Annotated in this window: 15 protein-coding genes; 3 read left to right on the top strand and 12 right to left on the bottom strand. The window is 40.6% G+C overall.

Annotated features, from left to right (window positions below):
* Positions 1 to 11 precede the first annotated feature (11 nt).
* A complete protein-coding gene (locus AC2FA3_RS04285) occupies positions 12 to 776 on the top strand; it encodes a YsnF/AvaK domain-containing protein (protein ID WP_490508476.1) in 765 nt (254 codons plus the stop codon).
* A gap of 131 nt (positions 777 to 907) precedes the next feature.
* On the opposite strand, the gene AC2FA3_RS04280 is transcribed toward AC2FA3_RS04285, so the two are convergent.
* Complete coding sequence (locus AC2FA3_RS04280; RefSeq protein ID WP_490508475.1) at positions 908 to 1459, bottom strand: hypothetical protein; 552 nt, start codon at positions 1457 to 1459, stop codon at positions 908 to 910.
* 235 nt (positions 1460 to 1694) lie between these two features.
* A complete protein-coding gene (gene secA, locus AC2FA3_RS04275) occupies positions 1695 to 4472 on the bottom strand; it encodes a preprotein translocase subunit SecA (protein WP_490508474.1) in 2778 nt (925 codons plus the stop codon).
* Positions 4473 to 4870: 398 nt separating this feature from the next.
* Between secA and mutS the strand changes: the two genes are divergently transcribed.
* On the top strand, positions 4871 to 7951 hold the full coding sequence (mutS, locus tag AC2FA3_RS04270; RefSeq protein ID WP_490508473.1) for a DNA mismatch repair protein MutS: 3081 nt from the start codon (positions 4871 to 4873) through the stop codon (positions 7949 to 7951).
* Positions 7952 to 8051: 100 nt separating this feature from the next.
* Complete coding sequence (fdxA, locus tag AC2FA3_RS04265) at positions 8052 to 8375, top strand: ferredoxin FdxA (protein ID WP_149492489.1); 324 nt, start codon at positions 8052 to 8054, stop codon at positions 8373 to 8375.
* A 152-nt stretch (positions 8376 to 8527) separates the two neighbouring features.
* Here the strand turns inward: fdxA and AC2FA3_RS04260 are convergent, their stop codons facing one another.
* The 10 genes from AC2FA3_RS04260 to AC2FA3_RS04215 all read right to left on the bottom strand — a co-directional run bounded on the left by AC2FA3_RS04260 (position 8528) and on the right by AC2FA3_RS04215 (position 20586).
* Positions 8528 to 9940, bottom strand: a complete 1413-nt coding sequence (locus tag AC2FA3_RS04260; RefSeq protein WP_490508472.1) for a sulfatase-like hydrolase/transferase — start codon at positions 9938 to 9940, stop codon at positions 8528 to 8530.
* A gap of 136 nt (positions 9941 to 10076) precedes the next feature.
* Entirely contained in the window at positions 10077 to 10604 is a 528-nt protein-coding gene (locus AC2FA3_RS04255; RefSeq protein WP_490508471.1) for a pilin, read from the bottom strand.
* Between the two features lie 455 nt (positions 10605 to 11059).
* Positions 11060 to 11530, bottom strand: coding sequence for a type IV pilin protein (locus AC2FA3_RS04250; protein ID WP_490508632.1), 471 nt, complete (start codon positions 11528 to 11530; stop codon positions 11060 to 11062).
* Positions 11530 to 12108, bottom strand: coding sequence for a type IV pilin protein (locus tag AC2FA3_RS04245; protein ID WP_490508470.1), 579 nt, complete (start codon positions 12106 to 12108; stop codon positions 11530 to 11532). Before AC2FA3_RS04245 ends, AC2FA3_RS04250 begins: the two co-directional genes overlap by 1 nt.
* 14 nt (positions 12109 to 12122) lie before the next feature.
* Positions 12123 to 16283, bottom strand: coding sequence for a pilus assembly protein (locus tag AC2FA3_RS04240; protein ID WP_490508469.1), 4161 nt, complete (start codon positions 16281 to 16283; stop codon positions 12123 to 12125).
* A gap of 85 nt (positions 16284 to 16368) precedes the next feature.
* A complete protein-coding gene (locus AC2FA3_RS04235; protein ID WP_490508468.1) occupies positions 16369 to 17307 on the bottom strand; it encodes a hypothetical protein in 939 nt (312 codons plus the stop codon).
* A 23-nt stretch (positions 17308 to 17330) separates the two neighbouring features.
* Positions 17331 to 18371 carry a prepilin-type N-terminal cleavage/methylation domain-containing protein gene (locus AC2FA3_RS04230; protein WP_490508467.1) on the bottom strand — a complete coding sequence of 347 codons (1041 nt, stop codon included), beginning with the start codon at positions 18369 to 18371 and terminating at the stop codon, positions 17331 to 17333.
* On the bottom strand, positions 18371 to 18943 hold the full coding sequence (pilV, locus tag AC2FA3_RS04225; RefSeq protein ID WP_490508466.1) for a type IV pilus modification protein PilV: 573 nt from the start codon (positions 18941 to 18943) through the stop codon (positions 18371 to 18373). Before pilV ends, AC2FA3_RS04230 begins: the two co-directional genes overlap by 1 nt.
* Complete coding sequence (locus AC2FA3_RS04220; protein WP_490508465.1) at positions 18940 to 19428, bottom strand: pilus assembly FimT family protein; 489 nt, start codon at positions 19426 to 19428, stop codon at positions 18940 to 18942. Before AC2FA3_RS04220 ends, pilV begins: the two co-directional genes overlap by 4 nt.
* 354 nt (positions 19429 to 19782) lie before the next feature.
* Positions 19783 to 20586, bottom strand: a complete 804-nt coding sequence (locus tag AC2FA3_RS04215) for a ComF family protein (protein WP_490508464.1) — start codon at positions 20584 to 20586, stop codon at positions 19783 to 19785.
* Between the last annotated feature and the right edge of the window lie 7 nt (positions 20587 to 20593).

Below are 20593 nucleotides of genomic sequence, written 5' to 3'. Positions count from 1 at the left end.
GGAACATAACCATGAATGCCGATGACTATAATATTAACAGTCAGCAAACTAAACAACAGCAAATGGAACCGGAAACAGCGCAGAAAATAACGACTGCTGCCTCTATAAACAAAATAGCCAATCACAGTGGAGAGAATAAATTACCTGCACCTGATTTAGCAGCTTCTAATTTACCTACTTCTCAGGCTAGTCAGCAGCAAGTGCTAACGGGCAATCAACAAGATGACTTATCGAATAACTTCGCAAATAATTCAGCAAGTAATTTATCAGATAGTCAAATAAATACGGGCAATGGTGGCTATTTGGAGCTATTAGAAGAACGCCCTGTGATTAATAAAGAGCGCTTAGACGTTGGCAAGGTAACGGTGACCAAGCATGTTCGTACTAAAATCATTGATGTACCTATCGAATTGGTAGAAGAATATATTACTATACGCACTGATTATCAGGATGCCGAAAGTCAGGATTTGTTATCCGGTAATTATGATGATAAAGATATATTGCGTCATGTTGAACCATCTTTAGATAGTAGAGCCGTGGTTACCATCAATGGCAAACAGATTGAAATTGGTGATGCACCGATTGAGATTATATTATCACGTCAAGTGGCGACGATTACTAAAGACACTCATGTGATTCAAGAAGTTGAGATTAATAAAACTACTCATACTCATACCGATAGCATCCAAGTGCAACTTAAACACGAAGAGCTAGACGTTAACGAAGAAGGTTTTTTGGCACACGAACAGCAAAGTAATGCGGCTTATAAAAAATAGAACTTACGCAAATAAAGCCCTTTTTCCAAAATCTTAAAAATTAAAACAAAAAAAGCAACGCGAATGTTGCTTTTTTTAACTCTGATTTTATCTAAGTTTAATCAGAGAAAACCTAGCTTATAAATCTACTTTTATACGGCTTCTTCTACAGTTTCAGCTTCTTCAGCCTTCTTACATTCATACGTATTGACATTGGCTGCATCTGCACCAGCCGTACGCATCACGCCTGTCTCACGCTCTTTGTGAGCCACGCGCCATTGAACAAAACCTTCACCACCATCAATAGCCGTTTTTACTTCAAATACTTCAGGGTTAGTCGCATCGTTGGTTTTCGTTAAGGTCGCTGTTCCTTGAGCGGTCGTAATAATGACCTGGTTATCAGTATCTTTATAGGTCGCTTCAACAGCGAGCGCAGGTGAACATGAATAATTTATTTGGTTAACATCGGTATTCACAGAAGCAATCGTATCATCTTCTACGTCGCTAGCAGGCGCATCTACCACCACATCGCTTGGCTCAGCAGGCTCAGCAGACATTGGTACCGACTGCTCTTCACTGATACTGTCTTCTAAACTCGGCTCTGTTTCTTGCTTTTGTTGGCAGGCACTAATAGTCATAGCACCAGCTAACAAACCCGTTAGGACAACCGAGGTACGCAAATTTTTCAACAATTCTACCTTCATCACACTCTCCCAAAATAAATATGTTAAACACTATAACGCGCCCGTAAATTCACGCCTATGTTGAATTTGTAATGAATCGCTAAAAAGACATCCAAATTTTTATCATCGTAATTTTTATACTGATATCAATTATTCGATATGCGTGCTAATTCCGCATCAATATCTATAAAAAAAGTCCCTATCTATATAGATAGGGACTTTTTATCATAACTTAACAATGGTTGATTATCAATATTTAGATTTTACCATGACATTGTTTGTACTTGAGTGCTGAACCACAAGGACATGGCGCATTACGACTGATATTCATACCAGCGTATGGGTCTGGCTCATTTGTATTAATGCCATTACCCACCATAGCACCTGCTGCTACACTGCCAACGACATTACGACTTTGGGCAGCAGCTCTTTCAACACCGCCATCCATGTTATCGATATCGCTATGCTCAAACTGCATTTGCATATGCGCCGCATTTTCACGCTGCTGAGCCTCTAACGCTTCTAGCTCTTCTTTAGTTGGGATATGGACACGTGATAGATCTTGTACGGTCTCAGATTTAATAGCGCCTAGCATCATCTGAAACAGCTCAAATGATTCACGCTTATATTCTTGCTCAGGGTTTTTTTGCGCATAACCACGCAGATGAATGCCTTTACGCAGCTGATCCATTTGCGTTAAATGCTCTTTCCAGTGCTTATCTAAGCTTTGTAGCATAAAATGACGCTCAAGCTGAGCGGCGTCTTTTTCGCCCATTTGCTCACGGCGACTGTGATAACGTTCGATAGCCGTTTGGATGATTTTGGCACGTAAGCCTTCTTCATCTAGACGGCGATCTTCATCGAGCCAATCATTAATTGGCATTGCAATCTTAAATTCATTCTCAAGCTCATCCTCTAGACCATCGATATTCCACTGATCATCGATAGAGCCTGGCGGAATAAACTGATTAATCATAGCGTTATAGACTTCTTGATGCATCACTTCGATGGCTTCTAACAAATCCATCTCTGCTAATAAATCATCACGCTGACCATAGATAACTTTACGTTGATCATTAGCCACATCATCATATTTCAACAGGTTTTTACGCGCATCAAAATCGCGACTTTCGACTTTACCTTGGGCATTTTCAATCGATTTAGAGACCATTTTATGTTCAATGGCTTCATCTTCTTTGAGACCCATGGCACGCATCATATTCACAACGCGGTCACCGGCAAAGATACGCATCAAATCATCTTCAAGCGATAAGAAAAAACGCGACATACCAGGGTCACCTTGACGACCGGCACGACCACGTAACTGGTTATCAATACGGCGCGATTCATGACGCTCAGAACCAATGATATGCAGACCGCCCGCAGCGACGACTTGATCATGCTTAATTTGCCATTCTGCTTTTAGACGTGCCATCTCTTCAGGGCTGACCGAATCAATATCCTCAATAAATGATTGCCAGTTACCACCAAGGATAATGTCGGTACCACGACCTGCCATATTGGTAGCAATCGTAACCGCCTTTGGACTACCCGCCTGCGCGATAATTTCTGCTTCACGCTCATGTTGCTTGGCGTTTAGGACGTTATGCTTAACGCCTTCTTGATCCAGCAGATAAGACAATTCTTCACTGGCTTCAATCGTCGCCGTACCAACCAAGACTGGTGCGCCTTTGGCTTGAATCTCTTGAATCTCGCGGATGATACCTTTATATTTTCCTAACTTGGTTAAGAAAATTTGGTCATCCATATCGACACGCGCAATTGGCTCATGCGTTGGAATGACAATGACATCTAAGTCATAAGTTGATTTAAACTCTGCTGCTTCAGTATCAGCGGTACCTGTCATACCAGATAGTTTGTCGTACAGACGGAAGAAGTTCTGGAATGTCGTCGTTGCAAGCGTTTGGTTTTCTGCTTGAATCTCGACGTTTTCTTTGGCTTCAACGGCTTGATGTAAACCTTCTGACCAACGGCGACCCGGCATAGTACGACCGGTATTTTCATCAACGATAACTACTTCGCCATCATCAACAATATAATGAATGTTTTTCACAAACACATGGTGGGCACGAATCGCTGCTTGTACGTGAGCCAATAATGGCAAACGGCTTGGGCTATATAAACTTTCGTTTTCGCCAAGCTCACCAACTTCAATTAAGAAGCGCTCGATTTTCTCGTAGCCTTTTTCGCTAATCTCGATTTGACGGTTTTTCTCATCAATCCAAAAATCTTCTTCTTCGTTATTCTTATTGGCTTCTTCGTCTTTTGAACGAATAAGCACCGGAATAATGGTGTTAATCAGCGCATACATACGCGATGAATCTTCGGCTTGACCCGAAATAATCAGCGGCGTACGCGCTTCATCGATTAAAATAGAGTCAATTTCATCAATGATACAGAAATTTAGCGGACGCTGTTTTTTCTCAGCTAAGCTAAAGACCATGTTATCGCGCAGATAATCAAAGCCGTATTCGTTATTCGTACCGTAAGTGATATCGGCTTGATAAGCGTCAATTTTTTCTTGTGGCGGTTGCTGCGAGTAAATCACCCCAACTGTCATGCCCAAAAAGCCAAATAATGGACGGTTTAACTCAGCATCACGCGCCGCCAAATAATCGTTGACCGTCACCAAATGCACGCCTTTGCCACTGATGGCATTGAGGTACATCGCCAAGGTGCCCATCAAGGTTTTACCCTCACCGGTCTTCATCTCAGCGATTTTGCCTTCGTGCAAGGTGATACCACCGATGAGCTGCACATCATAGTGACGCATGCCATTGACGCGTAGTGACGCTTCGCGGCAGACGGCAAACGCTTCTGGTAATAAGGCGTCTAAGCTTTCACCGTTTTGGTGTCTTTCTTTAAATTCTGCAGTTTTTTGTTGTAATTGCTCATCAGACAGGGCTTGTATCGTAGCCTCGTGTGCGTTAATTTTGCTGACCACTTTGCGCATGCGCTTGAGTTCACGCTCATTTTTGGTGCCAACGACACTGCCTATAATCTTTGATAACATAATTTTTTGACCTATGGAGATATTCGATAATTAGTGCGTATGACAGCGCTTTGCTAGCTGCTTATTCATTATTTGGCTGATTACGATTTAATTTAAGGCAGTCCAATAAACGATTGCCTAATAAATTTCTAATAAAATATTGCCTAATGAAGTATTGCCCAATTAAGTGTGACGTCATTATATATGGTTATGACGGCGATGGATACAAGGGCAGTAAGTAGATATTTGCCGACGTAAAAAGATAGCTGAACGTGTTAAAATAGGGTCTATAGCCTTAATTTAATAGCTGTTTCGCGCCATCAATTAACGCGAATATACGACAGTTCTTATCTGTTAATTATTCTAATAAAAATCATTTTCCCCAAGCAATCCCATTTAAGCATCATAAGAGACCCTGCATGACCGTTAAGCCGTCCGCTCAAAACCTTCATTCAACTGAACCGTTAGTCATAGGCGATGCCGTTTATCACTTGGCAGATCATACGCCGATGATGGTGCAATATCTAACCATGAAAGCCAACTATCCACAAGCGCTACTGCTGTACCGGATGGGTGATTTTTATGAGCTATTTTTTGATGATGCCAAACGTGCGGCGCAGATACTCGATATCACGCTCACTCGCCGTGGTACGGATAAAGCCGGCAATACCATTGCGATGGCAGGTGTTCCTTTTCATGCGGCTGATAGTTATATGGCACGGCTGATTGCTGCTGGGCAGACAGTAGTCGTTTGTGAGCAAATAGACGAATCAACTACCGACGCTAGTAATACGTCCAATGCTCCTATTATGGGCGATAAACAAAAAAAAGATAAAAGTAAATCGGCAGCTGGCAGCATCATGCGCCGTGAAGTGGTTAAAACCCTGACCGCAGGGACAATTACCGATGACGCGCTGATTGCGCCCAATCATACCCCGACTGTGGTCGCCATTGATATCGAGATACCTAAACCGAACAGCAAACAACCTTTGCAAGCCGCCATTAGCCAAATGGATTTAGCTGCTGGAACGTTAACCACGCAAATGCTTAGCGCAAATCATGATGACATTGAAGGGCTACAAACCCAAATGCTCACGGTGTTGGCACGCTTTGCCCCAAGCGAATGTATCATTAGCGAGGCGCTTGGTGACAATATTGGCAGTTTAGACAATGCCAGCAATATTGGCGAATCGTGGCTGCTATGGCTGAGGCAAAATCTAGACTGTCCGATTATCGAAGTTTCGGCCAATGACTTTCACCGTGAGCATGCCAGCGCAACCCTTTGCCAACAGTTTGGCGTGCAACGTCTTGATGGACTAGGTATTAGTGATGCTCCTTTAAGTCAATCTAGCTGCGCGGCGCTGATACATTATGCGCGGCAAACCCAGCAGCGCCATGTACCACAAGTCAATCAGCTTATTGTTGAATATAATGCCGATTATTTAATCATTGATGCTAATAGTCAGCAGAATCTTGAGCTATTTACACCCGTTAGTAGCAATGGTACGTCATTAATGTCGGTGCTCAATCACTGTCAAACGCCGATGGGTCGACGCTTACTCGTGCAGCAGATGAAACGCCCGCTGCGTCAGCATGAGCGTATTAATTTGCGCTTAGATGCGATAACCAGTCTGTTGCAGACAGATAATCAACCTGGCGAAAACAAACAGCTTAAGCAAAATTTAGAAAGTAGCTCATTAGTCAGTAGCTTACGCGAGACTTTGAATACTATCGGTGATATCGAACGTATTAGTAGCCGTATCGGACTGATGAGCGCTAAGCCACGTGATTTGCGTAAACTTGCTGATGGCATTGCCAATAGTAGTCAATTAACTACTCTACTGGCCAATGCTGGTATTAAGCACGAGCAAGCAGGATTGCTACCAATGCTGATGCAGCAATTACCTGCGCAGTTACCTGCCGTAAAGTCCGTCGCCGAGTTAATTGAGCGCGCTATTATTGCTGAGCCGCCTGCTCATATTCGCGATGGTGGTATGCTTGCTAGTGGTTACGACGAAGAACTCGATCGCTTAACTCATTTGCATGACAATATCCAAGTAACCTTGGATGAGATGGTAGAGCGCGCGCGTTTAGAGAGCCAATTACCCAGCCTAAAGGTCGGCTTTAATAAAGTCAGCGGCTTTTATTTTGAATTACCTAAAATGCAGGCAAAAAACGCACCGGCGCATTTTATCCGGCGGCAAACACTTAAAAGCAGTGAGCGTTTTATTACTGACGAGCTAAAAGAAGTGGAAACCGAGTATCTAAGCGCGCAGTCATTAGCACTAACTCGTGAAAAGCAGCTGTATCATGAACTATTGACAATATTAAGCAGTCATTTAGCCGAACTTCAACAGCTAAGTGCTGCTATCGCGCAGATAGATGTACTTAGCTGTTGGGCTCAGCTTGCCTTGATTTATAACTGGCAACGTCCAGTGATGAGTAATGACTCAAAAAATGATAGTAGCTTAGAAAGTAGGAGCTCAAAGAATGACAGCATAACGAGTATTGATATTAGACAAGGTCGTCATGTAGTTGTCGAAGCGGCGTTAAATCCAAATAATACTAACACGCAAAGCAAAACAACCAAACATAGCAGCCATTTCGTTGCTAATGATTGTATATTAGGCAGTCCTGCAAACCCTGCACGCCTGTTAATGATTACCGGTCCTAATATGGGCGGTAAATCAACCTATATGCGCCAAACCGCACTAATTGTTTTACTTGCCCATTGTGGCAGCTTTGTGCCAGCAGCTAACGCTCATATCGGTGATATCGATCGCATTTTTACTCGTATCGGCTCAGCGGATGATTTGGCAGGTGGTAAATCAACCTTCATGGTAGAAATGATTGAAACCGCTAACATTCTTAATCAAGCAACCAATAAATCTCTCGTATTAATGGATGAAGTCGGACGCGGTACGGCTACCACTGATGGTTTAGCAATCGCCCATGCTTGTGTTAATCGATTGGTCGAGATTGGCTGCCTGACATTATTTGCCACCCATTACTTTGAGCTGACAAAATTGGCGCAAAACAGTATTACTAATCGCGAAAATAATCATAGCAGTATTCGCAACGTCCATGTCGCTGCCAGCGAAGTCGATGGTCAGTTGCTACTACTGCACCAAATCAAGGATGGTGCTGCAAGCTCTAGCTTTGGATTGCATGTGGCAAAGATGGCTGGTATTCCTACTCAGGTATTAAATGATGCTAAGCGTTATTTGATAGACAACCTAAAAGCGGAAAACGAAAAACTCATTGATGACAAAAATGAATTAGCTAAGTCGTTAAACGATAAACAGCAGCAAAATCATGGGAGTAAGGTAGAAAGACTAAGTATCAGTGAGAATGCACAAGCTCCATACATAAGCAATATTTCACAACAAAATCATTTGTTTAGCTTACAAGATGAACTAAATGCAATTAATCCTGATAACCTGACACCAAAGCAAGCGCATGACCTACTTTATCATCTAAAAGAAATCATTAGTCATTAAAGGGAATTGTCAATTAGTACTAAAAGCGCTAAAATGTGCCTTATTTTCCAACTATTCTAGTTAGCCCTTCAAGCTAGACCAATAACAGGTAGACAGTACTATGACCTTTGTCGTTACAGAGAACTGCATTCTTTGCAAATACACCGACTGTGTGGAAGTCTGTCCTGTGGACTGCTTTTATGAAGGACCGAATTTCCTCGTCATCGACCCTGATGAATGCATCGACTGCGCGCTATGTGAGCCTGAATGTCCTGCCAATGCGATCTTCTCAGAAGATGAAGTACCAAAAGGGCAAGAGGTATTTACTCAGCTAAACGAAGAGCTGGCGCAAAAATGGCCAAATATCACTGAGATGAAAGGTCAATTGCCCGAAGCTGAAAAGTGGGATGGTGTGGAAGGCAAGATTCAGTATTTAGAGAAGTAACTTCTAAAGTTGAGTGGCCGAAGTAGACTGGGCACATTGCCCAGTTTTTTATTGCCGTACGCTTATGTCAATATTAATGTCTTATATAACATTCTACGGAACATTCATTGAACTATTTATAAGTTACTAATGTATTAAGATCATTCTACATGCTATTTAATTTTATAATGCACCCAAGGTACAACTTTATATTCATACTCACCAAATCTGGTATTACCACTAATAATAGGCGGCTGATGATCGCCAATTAAAACCACTTCAACGCCGCGCATTTCAGGCTGATTATTCAATCTTGCCAGTCCTTCAAAGAACTGAGCTTGCAGCATCATATTTCTACAGGCTTCATTATTAGCAATATTATAATGCTCGCAATCTAAACGCTGGCTATAAATATCATTTTTTGCATAAGGTGTATGAGCAGTAAGCGTCATCCAATGGAAAAACAAATGTTTATCCTCTTTAAAGTAATCTTTAATGCGAGGAAAGACCTCATCATCACAAATCCCATTAAATGCCTTGCATTTTTTTGCAGTTAAGAAGTTTTCGGAGAATAAAAACTCTTTGAATCCTGCTTTTTTGTACCAACTAAACCTATCATATAATTTCCCGTTTGCACCATGAAAGGCTGTTGTCTGATAGCCTTTATCGGCTAAAACCTTTGGCAGACAAACCGGGAAACCCGCATCAGCAACCAATCTTAAGCCATAGCCTTTGATGTCTTGATTGCATAGCTCCTTTATCTCAGCTTGGATAGTCGCATCAGGAGCTTGGTATTTACCCGTTTCATAATATTCAAACAAAGTCTGTTGTTGTGCTATAGGCTCGAGGATTTTACTTTGCACCTCTGTTTTAGAGGACACACCTAGAGATTCTACTAGGATAAATAGTATTTTTTGATTATAGGGTTTCTGTATTTTTGAGAGTGCACGTTCGTACTGGGTGGGTGCAAAAGACGCTTCTACCTGATTAGCTTTTACAAAATCCATATTATTAAGAGATAAGAGCCACTTGGTTTGACTTGCTGCAACATAACTATAGCTGTTATCCGAGCTAGAATTTTCACTTAATACATTTTTGTAGCGAATATCATGATCAGAAACAAAAAAACTCATTACCAAAAGAGCGAGACCCACTAATAAAGCATGAAAGCTGTCACTGTATTTTGAACCGATATTAATTAAAAATGGTAATAAAAAAGTGTAAACAATCATAACTATGATAAACGATAAATAATGTGCCGGGCCATTGAGTAAAAAAGGTGCTAAATATAAGGCCCCTTCGATATCCATAAAAGGGAACATTTGAAAAACAAACATTGCAAGATCAGGAATGACGGTAAAGACTAGAGCAATAAAACCTATCGCCTTACACAGTTTATTATCCAATAAAATAAGTAGCACAGGAACTATATAGTCCACATTAAGAAATGGCCTTGATGTTTCAGTGATGACGCTAAGCACAAGAAATGTTATGTTCGGAATTAGCAAAATGAGGAATACCGATATCAGTTTACTTGTCATTATCGCAGGAATGCTATAGTGTTTATTCCATATAGACGCTGACATATATAAAATCCTTTATACTTAATCTTTACGTTTATATAGTGGCTCATAAATCAAATAGATCCGGCTACTGATAAGATAAAAAAAGCTAAACATAATGTTTAGCTTTTTATTTTAACTAGTATGATGGGTTTATTAATTAACCACGGCACGTCGCTGGTAAATATTTTGCAGGCATAGCATTGGTGGAAGCAGGACCACACTTCCAAGTATTAACAGTTTGCCCTAGGTTATTACCTGTACCAGTTCCTTTCATTGCTGCAGGTGTAGCACCACCAGTCATTGGTGTTAATGTAAAGCTTTTGCCCTCTGCCCCTCCTAACCCTGAGCCAGTAGTGGTTGTTACCGTAATAACACCGTTCGCATCTGTAGCTACAGTTTCAGTATATTTAGTCGATGGATTTGCGTCAGCTTTATTTGGTCCGCTTGCAATGGCAGCTTTGCCGACTTCACAACCAAATGCATTGACACCTGGTAAGGCCCCTCCAGATTGGTAGGCTTCTGATACTGCAGTACGACAGGTCGAGGCTGCCAACAATGGCTCAGCAATCTTAGCACGGATGCTATAGTCCTGATAAGCAGGAAGAGCAATCGCTGCCAATATACCGATAATGGCAATAACGATCATTAATTCGATTAAGGTAAAACCTTTTTGAGCAGTGTTCATATGAACTCCTTTTGGGGATAAGGTGATGACAGCTTGATTTTTACGCCATCTAGCGTCATCAAATAACTGTCTTCAATTATAAATATTATTAATGTCAGTTGAGATAAATAATTTTAACCTTCTGACTGTCTTACTATTATTGATGCAGATAATGTGCCAACTTTTTATGAATTTTTACTTAGATATATTTTTATAGCTCATCTTTAACTCTTTTCAAAAGCTATCGCTAGAGGAGCGCACTTGCTTGCGTTGTATTCTATAGTTTATAGAATGCTAATACCATTTGTAACGCCTACATACTCATATTCGTAGTGATGATTTTTTCTTGACAGATTGTGTTGCTGTTTCATTGCTAAAAATTGTCACTTTAGGTAACTTGCACGCTTATAATGTAAACTCAGCTGACACTTTTTGTCAGTTTTACCAAATAATGAAACCCATCCATACAGGAATTCTTAATTCCACTCATCACTTGTACCACATTTTTTATCTACACCAATGACTCGGCACTTCACACCTTGATAGTTAAGAGTAAGATTACCATCAGCAGCCATTTGTCCAGCTACTGGTGTGGCGGTAATTTGCCATTTGGACGTAAGAGGACCTAGCGGAGGTAGTGGATCTGGTGGTGGTGAAACTGGTGCAACTATTGTTTCGACAGTAACGTTGTAAAGCGCAGTACCTTGCTGAGGATAATTACCAGTAAGCCCTGTTCTTAGCGCGTTGCTATATCTACCTTGTGCCAGCTTACGACTTTCAATCTCTGAGGCGATATTTTGCATTTCAGTCATCATATCAGTACGTTTGGTTTTAATAACATAGCTCTGATAGCTGGGATAGGCGATAGCGGCAAGTATACCGATGATAGCGACCACGATCATCATCTCGATCAGTGTAAAGCCTCTATTATTATCTAATAGGTGCATCACCAGTCCTCCGAATAGGTACCACAATCATTAGAAGCCACTGTAATACTACTGTCATTATTCTTGGTCTTACACTGTAGACCAGAACTACCGAGTAGTACTTTATGGCCTGTGCTATAGTTACTACTAGGTTCAGCTATCATCTTCCATGAACGACCTGTTACATTATCGACATTTGCGTTACTTACTAGGCTTTTAGTAGTATCTGTCCCATCTACTAAACTTACTTTATAACGATAATTGGTAGCATCACTACCTTTTGGGATATAAATTATCATATTGTCTTTATCATACCCATAAACAACATCGCCGCTACTGTTTATACTTTTCTTTGGGACAAAGTTTTTATAAGTGAGCGCAGAAGCTCGCCAGCGACTAAGCTCTATTTCTAGCTGTTTCATCTGGGACTGAGCTTCTAACTCTGCATTACGTACCACGTATTGACGATAAGAGGGGATTGCGATTGCTGCTAATATCGCAATAATCACGATCACTATCATCAATTCAATCAAAGTGAAACCTTGATCATAAGTCGTCCGATTCAGATTATAGCTTTTGAAGCAATACTTACTATGCATAGTGGTATCCTGTCCTAATCGGGAGATTTTTGATACCAGCGCTGAGGGTTAAGCATATATCCGCTCATGTTGCCAAATATTCCCGCTGTTCCCATACCATCTGTATCTTTCGGTGTGCCGCTACCATTTATGGTATGAGGTAAAATGTTAGGCTTTGTATCATCAAAGGCTCTATTACCATATCCACTACGATTTTTGTCCACAGTTTGTTCAGAGAATGTTTGGTTACCTACCAGTACTTGGATATTGGTAGCATCTTTACTAGCAGCACCCAATGCTAACTCTTGTATACCTTTACCCGCTCTAACGAATCCACCTATACCATTTTTAGATGTTTCTGCCTCACATATACCCCATGGTAGACAGTAAAGTTGACGTTCTGATCCACCAACTACTTGAGCCGAACACGTATTAACGGTAGTGTCATACTGCATCTCGGGACTATATGCTGTCATATAGTAGATGCCGCCCAGTGCTAAGCCTGTTCCCACACTCTTGACATGCTTGATATTTGAATAGCCATCAAAATAGGTTAATGGGTAACTCCATCCCTGAAAAACACCACTTTTCATAGCTGCTATCACACCAGATTTAGTCTTAGCTACCGCTGGAGTAGTACCAGTAGGTGTGGTGACTTTATCAAAAGGCAATGAAGCTAATTTATCTAATGTCAACTCACTTGTTGACAAGGTAATGGTGTCACCATATAGATTTTGATCAGAGATATCTCTATCTATAATACCAAAAATCCGGTTGGCTTCTGTTAGATCGTTACGCTGACGTGATAATGGACTGCTACGATCACCTGAAGCAATATTCACTACCGCTATTCGCTTTCCATTGGTATCAGCAGACTTGAAGAAGCTCACCGAAGGCTGAGCATAAAATCGATACTGTAAACCCTTATTGAGTAATGTCTTCGATTTAGCATCGCTAGTAGTATCTCCGCTAGCATTGAGCACTCTAACAACTCGACGCACAAAGTTATTAAGCCCTGCAGTTGAGCCAAGAGTTTGACCATTCTGCAGATCTATGCGGTAGACTTGCCCGCCTAAATCGCCAAAGTATAGATGATCGATTAGTCCATCATTATCACGGTCTAAGGTCGTAATTTCACTCACGATACTATGTTTCATAGATGATACATTGACGTTTTTGGTACCCGCAGTTGATCCTGACACTGAGGCTATAAGAGCTCCTGTACTGGCATCTACGATATAGACGGCATTGCCTTTTGCTTGAGCGATGTTGCTACAGCCATTAATGTTATTAGGGGTTGAGTTCAGTTTAAAAGTAGGGTCTTCATAGCATGTATCGTAACCGCCGCCAAAGATAATCACATCTTTCGTGGCTTTAGAACCAGTACCAATTTTAATTTTTCCAACGACAGGTTTAACCATTACCATGCCCATACGACTATAACCATCCGTTTTATCATCAAGGGTAAATAATTTTTTTGGCGCACTTGTAGTACTTACGTCTAATCCGTATAAACCCAAGCCTCCTTTACCTAATCCACCATATATTTTCATATCTGTTGCAACGACTTTACCGCTATTATCAGTATTGAACGTATACTTATACTTGCCAGCTGACGTCCATGGTGCATCCACACCAAATACCGGTGCCTGTACATCTGTGTCTGTATTTACAGCATTATTTTTGAGGGCTTTTAGTTTATTTTTTATGAATGTTTTGGGAATAAATGCCAGTGCTTCTTCGCCTGTTTCAGACTTAGCTAGATGCAGTGCTCCTTCCATAGAGCCAAACATTACGTAGTCATTACGGTCACTGTCATTGGTAGAGATTTGACCAGCATCAGCATCTATGATGTCATCATTGTTAGAGTCTTTTTCAGGTGAGTTTATTTTACCGCCATAGCTCACAAGAGTAGGGGCTGAATGTAATACCCCGCCCAATACTTTGACCTCACCATTAGGAGAAGTTATAAGCTTTGCAAGCTCAGTTTCTTGATTAGCGGCTGCGGTTATTCTATCAATCAAACTCTGATTAATATTGATGTCATAACCCAAAAAGCTTAAGAGGTATAACTTCTCTTTAGCGCTATAATCAGCATCTAAATCAACGAACCCTACTAATGCACCAGCGGTCACAGCCACCTTCTTCAGGCCAGCGCCACTCTCGACATAGACGGCTCGAGTAGAGTTATTAGCTGCACTAGGGGATTTGAGACGCGCATAAAAACCACCAGCGATAATACGGTCATTAGCGTTGACCGTGTTACCGTCTTTGTCAACGATTTGAGAGTTTCTAGTGCTCCATAAATCGCGGGCATTCGGGTTTAAGTCTGTAGGAAATTTTTTTCCTGTAGTATCTTTACCGTCTGCATCTCTGCCATCTTTATTCTTCTTAGTTTGGTCGATATTGACATATAACCGTGTGTCCGTATTACTTCCTGTTGCTGACTTACCGTATAGCGTGCCTTGGTTGACTTCATATTTCTTTAGGTTGCCGGGCCATACCAGTAGATTGCTTCCTACTTTTGGTTCTAGCATTGGCAGATAGGCATAAGGCTGGATATTTTGTGCGCTAAGTGGATCCTGAGGAATAGTAATCGTACCAGAAGGAATACTGGCCAAGTCGTTATCGAGCTTAGTAACAAAAGACAATACGCTATTTACAATATCTTTTGAATCCTTTGCATAATAGAATCCACCTTCACCGAAACCACCGACACCAGTGAAGCCAGTAAATCCCGTCTTATCGTCTTTCGCTTCCATACCTAGGTTGCAAGAGTTACGTGCATCTTGACTGGTCAAAAGATCGCAACGGTAATATTTTTTTTCGTAAGCCGTACCATCAGACAAGGTTGACTGAATTGATTTGTAGTTATTGACATTATCAAAGACATTAAAATCGCTACCGAAACCTACCATAGCAGTTTTGATACCTTTGTTATTTAAGGCTTTGGCGTAGTCTCCAATACAATCCCAACCAGCAGAGCTATTGTTACTAGCATTCGTCATAGAGGAATTACAAGTAAAGCTAGTAGAATCGAGCGATTGCTTCATTGCTGTTTGCGTATTATTCGACGCATTATTAGGAGAGCCATCTGTTAGAAGATATACTCCTGTCCCTGCGCATTGTGAACTCTTTGGCTTAATATAACTGCTTGAATCACGAATAATACCATCATTAGTTATGTTTAAAAAACCGCTATAGTCATTGCCAACATTTGAAGTAGAATTACCTAGGACATAGGCTCCTGCTTCTGTATAAGCTTTAGCTGTAGGAGTACCACCGAGAGGGTCTAAGCCAGCAACATATTTTCGCAAATCTTTTTTATGAGCGTCAGTAAGAGGCTTAGCCGCTACCCCTACTTTTCCAAAATAAGAGCTCGTGCTAGATAAGTTTTTATTATATCCAAACGATCCTGTCCCAACACTGATACTATTATCCATTTTTGGGTTACGTAACAGCTTAAACACCGCTACTTTGAGCGCGCTTAATCTATCTAAACGCTTATTGTTTTCAATATCTTTTGCTGCTATCTCTGCGGCGGTACGAGTATCTTGAGCAGTTTTATCTATACAATAAGTAATTTCATAACTTTGACCATCATCCGGACGTGATTCTCTAATGAAATTCTCGTTAAACCCTGAAGGATAAGCCCCTCTATCTAATGCGTTTTGTACTGTTGTCTTATTATCATTACTATAATAACAAGGTTTATCGTCTTTACCTTTTAGATTAGGAGTTTGATAGTCATATTTGGTTACTACAGATTCAATGACTGTATAGTATCTCGTTTCAGTTTTGGTACAGAAACCAAAAAAATATCTTACACATATCTCTTCACTTTTTGGTACTTCTTTATCTTCCCTTATAATATATTCTTTTTTTATGTAGTCGATACTGCCATAATCATCCCACAAACTATCAATACGAGTACTTCCTTGTGTGAAATTACCCATACTGCCTGATTTGTCTAGCATCAGCATGACCGTTGGCTGAGTCTCACCGACAGGTGGCTGATAGATTGAGAGATCACCTATTGTGCTGTAGCTCGCGGTACCAGCTCCACTATAACTTACTGCTGCCTCTGTAGTCGTAGCTAACACACTGATTGCGGATAAGGCAAAAGTTAGCGCAGAGACTTTAAATAGCGCCCGAGGAGTATACTGCTGTACTGGTACTAATGGGAAAATTTTCATATCGTACTCCTTGGAATGCATATATTGATACGAGACAACATCGTACTTATTTGAGTTAATCTTTTGAAGCTAATTTACAAGTCGTTTATTCCGGTGCGCCCGCTGCAGTCACGTTTAGCATTTTTTGACAAGCTGCACTAAACTTATTACTAGCACTGCCCTTGCCATAGTCTAGGCACTTTTCGGATGTAAGTAAGTTCTCTAACTTGATATCTTCTACCAACGTTTTTGCGGGCACACCTAAGTTGGCCAAACATTGGGTTAATGTATCGTCATAGTACTTTATGATATCGTTATCATCTTCATCTTTGGCAGCATAGCCGTAGTCAGAAGCGTTCTGATTGGGTTTTTTCAAACATTTTAAGATTTCACTTTCTTTTGCTTGTGTCATACCAGGTAAAAACGAGGTGCTGAATATGCGAAAGTTCGGTGAGCTACTGGTGACCTTTGCAGTGGTTATAGAGCGCTCTGGTGGAACATATTCAAAAGGCTCTGCCGTCATCATATCACTACTTGGTCTAGTAATAGCTATTTGAGTCATGACGTTGTTACGCGCGCTACTAAAATCTTCAGCATTAGTTATTCGGCAAAACCCACCTGAACTTGAAGCACCTGTCGTTAGTTTACTCCCACCGCTAGGGTCGATAACCGTGGCTTCACTCATTCTAAAAAAATATTTAGCACGCGGACGATAGCAAAAAACAATTTGATCGCCACGATTTTCTTCTGCACCCACATTCATAAAATAACCAAGCATACCTGCCGAACTCAAAGCAATACTCTTTTGAGCCTTAGCCTTACTATCGGTCATATCGATGTTAATAACTTGCTCTATGCTTTTGTTGGTATTATCTGCTGTGTTAAGAAGTAAAGTCTCTGCTTGTTCACTCGTTGCAAGTTTCAAATCTGTAGTGCTGTTTCTTACGGCAATGGCGCCTGCTAATGTGATTAAGATCAAGAATAATAAAACTACAATCAAGGCTACACCTTGCTGACTAGTAGGCATAGATGAGAGTTTTTTCATAGTATTCCACCTTATCAAGAAGATTATTGTCTGGCATTTCGCAAAGCAATTTCATTTTGCACAACGAAGCGTAAGAACTTTTTTTCTACATCTGTTGCATCAGTTTTAAGTTTAATATCATTACCCAACACCGAAAACTCATTAGTTAGCTCCGATGTTTGAACTATACTGTCAGAACGTATTATTCCACCAATTCTGACTGATATAACATCTGGTTTATCTATGGATTCAGTATATTGCTTGACAGTATAGTAACGAATATCGTCAGCCTTTTTTGTTCCTAATAGAACATCAAAATAGTCCATATGTGGAATAATGACTTCGCCTTTATCCCCAAAGTCTTTTATAATATTCTTGGCTGTAAATACAGTAGAGGGCTTATCTACTTTTCCTTGCTTTGCATAACTATCCATATCTTCTGTAATATACTTTCCAGCATCGCAATACAAAGAGAGCTGATTAGGTTTTGAGGCATCTTGAGCATTTAGGTAATAACGCTCTATGACAATTTGACCGTCAATAATTTTGTTAACTTTATTAAGCTTAACTTCTCTTGGCCCTAATGCCAGTCTGCCTTCACAATCAAACATATCTTGAGGGGCTCTGAACTGAATAGTTAGTTGTCCGCTTGATGTGTCTGTCGCTGTCATTGCCGACCATTGATTACCTGTACCCGTAGCTGTCACATCACCTGTATTAGTTAATAATGCGAGAGGGACGTCTTCGTCTCCGCTTAATTTTATATCTTTTAAATTACCTACTTGCGTTAAAACTATTCCTGCTCCTTCATTGGTATCATTAATAGTTTCAGCTAGACCTAAGTTTGCAAGTCGAATATGATCTTCTAGCATAGGTATGCCAAAAATATTAGAATCAATAATACTTGACCCTGCTTCTTGTAAGGTTACAGATTTAACATTAGCAATATAAACTTGTATAACCGCTGCTGATATCAATAGCCCCAGAACTAATGAAATCATTAACTCTATCAAAGTAAAACCTTGCTGCTTTTTAGAAAGTGTTTTAGCAGATTTTTTAGTTAAATAGCGATACGAAGTGAACATCAATAAGCCTCCATAATAAAACACGATGAAGATGGCTTATAACTTCCATTAGCATCAGTGCATGAATACTTTTCATCACTCATAGTAGGTTTGGTTCGATTCCATCCAGCAATAATACACTGTCGTTCATTGACGCCACTTGTATCTGGACATACCTCTATATTTAATGCAATTTCTTTTGTACAAGCAGAGTCTAAAATTAATCCGACGTTATGGGTAACTATTTCTTCTGTGCTACAGTTATCAGTATTACAATCTGGTGCTGCGGCGCTATAAGCACTGACATCCCCACAATAGTCGCTGATAACGTATTCACTCTCAGCTTTTTTATTATCCTTATAGATATTATTTACTTGCGATCTATAAGCTGAACTGCTGTCAGGTAAAATACGCATACTCTCTGATAAGGTCTTTATTAGAGATATTGACTGAGTACGCATAAGACTTTCATCAGTCGCTTTTATCGCTGACATTTGCATCGCACTAAACCCGAGAACAGCGACCGCTAATAATAGTATCGCTACCATTACTTCAATCAAACCTACACCGCGCTGATAAATTAAGCCTTTCATGGACAAGTACCTCCTAGCTTACTACTGATGTTACCCAGCTTACTGACGCCAATCTGACTAGGCGCGGCAGCGAGATTGCTATCACAAATAGTATACGTCACTGCATTGGCACGTTTGCTTGGTTCAAAGGTGATGGCAGTAGGTAAAACAGGCTTAATAGTGCTATTAGCGCTATAATTATAGCTTGCGATAATGTCCGCACCTTGTGCAATATTGATCACCCCTTCATTAGTGCTATTATTATTGTAAGTGAGGGTCAAAGATTGCCGACGAATGATACTTTCGATTTTTGCTTCTCTTAAAGCATTTTTAAGGCTAGCCGTCGTCGACTTGACGCGCTGATTAGCAAGTTGGGTACTTATACTAGGTGCAGCAATACTGACAACAATAGCAAGCACAGCGATCGTCACCATAAGCTCAATCAGCGTAAAACCCGCGCTAGTCAGGCGTAATTTCTGTGGTAGATTGTTCGCAGATGCGTTCACATCAAATCCCTATTTATAACTGCCAGCGTTTCTAACTAAAGCTAGATTCACATTAGCAATGAGCATCTAATATTTAAATGAGCTGTTACTGAATATTTTTGATATATTCATCAATGAACATGCAATTTTTGTTCCAATAGATACTATAGTCAGGTGGTAGGAATGCTTGTGAGGAATAATTTTTTAAATTCATAAGCTTTAAGGCATTGCTTTAGATTTTTTGCACTTATATCAAATGATATTACCTAAAATAGGCAGATAAAATGTGTCAATAATATAACGTTAAGGCAACACATTAGCAACATAATAGTTATTATAAATTGATAGAAAAAGTTTTTCTAATAAAAATGGATTTTATGACTGACTACCATGCGCTAACGCATAAGCTGAGAGATAATAATGATGAGAGTTTTGAGAGTTAGGTATTGCTAGGCTTGTATGTTGCATAATTAGAGCACGACCTAACGCTTGTAAGCTAGCGCCTGTAGTCGCGACATCATCAAACAATATTAAGCGTTTAACCGGAGGCTTTTCGATTAAAGCAAAGGCATTTTCTAAATTACTTAAACGTTCGGCACGCGTCAGTCCTTGCTGGCTAACAGTATTATCAATACGTTCTACGCCTTGCCAAAGTGGAATGTGCCAATGCTTAGACAGTTGCGCGGCTAAAATACTGACGGGGTCAAAGCCACGCTTAATAAGCCGTTGATTGGTCGTCGGCATAGCAATAATGACGCTGTTATCGTGATGGCAGCCTTGAGGACGTGGTAATTGACGTAATACATGCAGTAATAACGGCAGCTTCGTCATATCTTCGTGATGCTTAAAAGCACGGATTGCTTGCCGTATTGGATAGTCGTAATAAGTCGCTGCTTGAATAGACAGACTAGTGCCCGCAGCAATATCAACTTCGAAAAGTTTGGGTAGCCACGCGATACTGTTATGACAATCGGAGCAAAGCAAGCCGCTATTAAAACGGTTATTAACTTGCTGGCGCAGTTTCGTAAAAAATGAATGATTATTTGGCGGACTTGCTGAGGGATGATTTTTTAAGAATTGTGATTGCGGCGTACTGCGATAAATACGGCATAACTGGCAGCGTATGTCTCCATACTCTGCCAGCCATAGTCCACTTTGATAAGGCGCTAAATGGCGCATCGAACGA

The organism is Janibacter sp. CoH_79_TC_3 (assembly GCF_058197955.1).
Note: the sequence above shows the minus strand (reverse complement) of the source record. Positions and strands in the feature narration are given on the sequence as shown.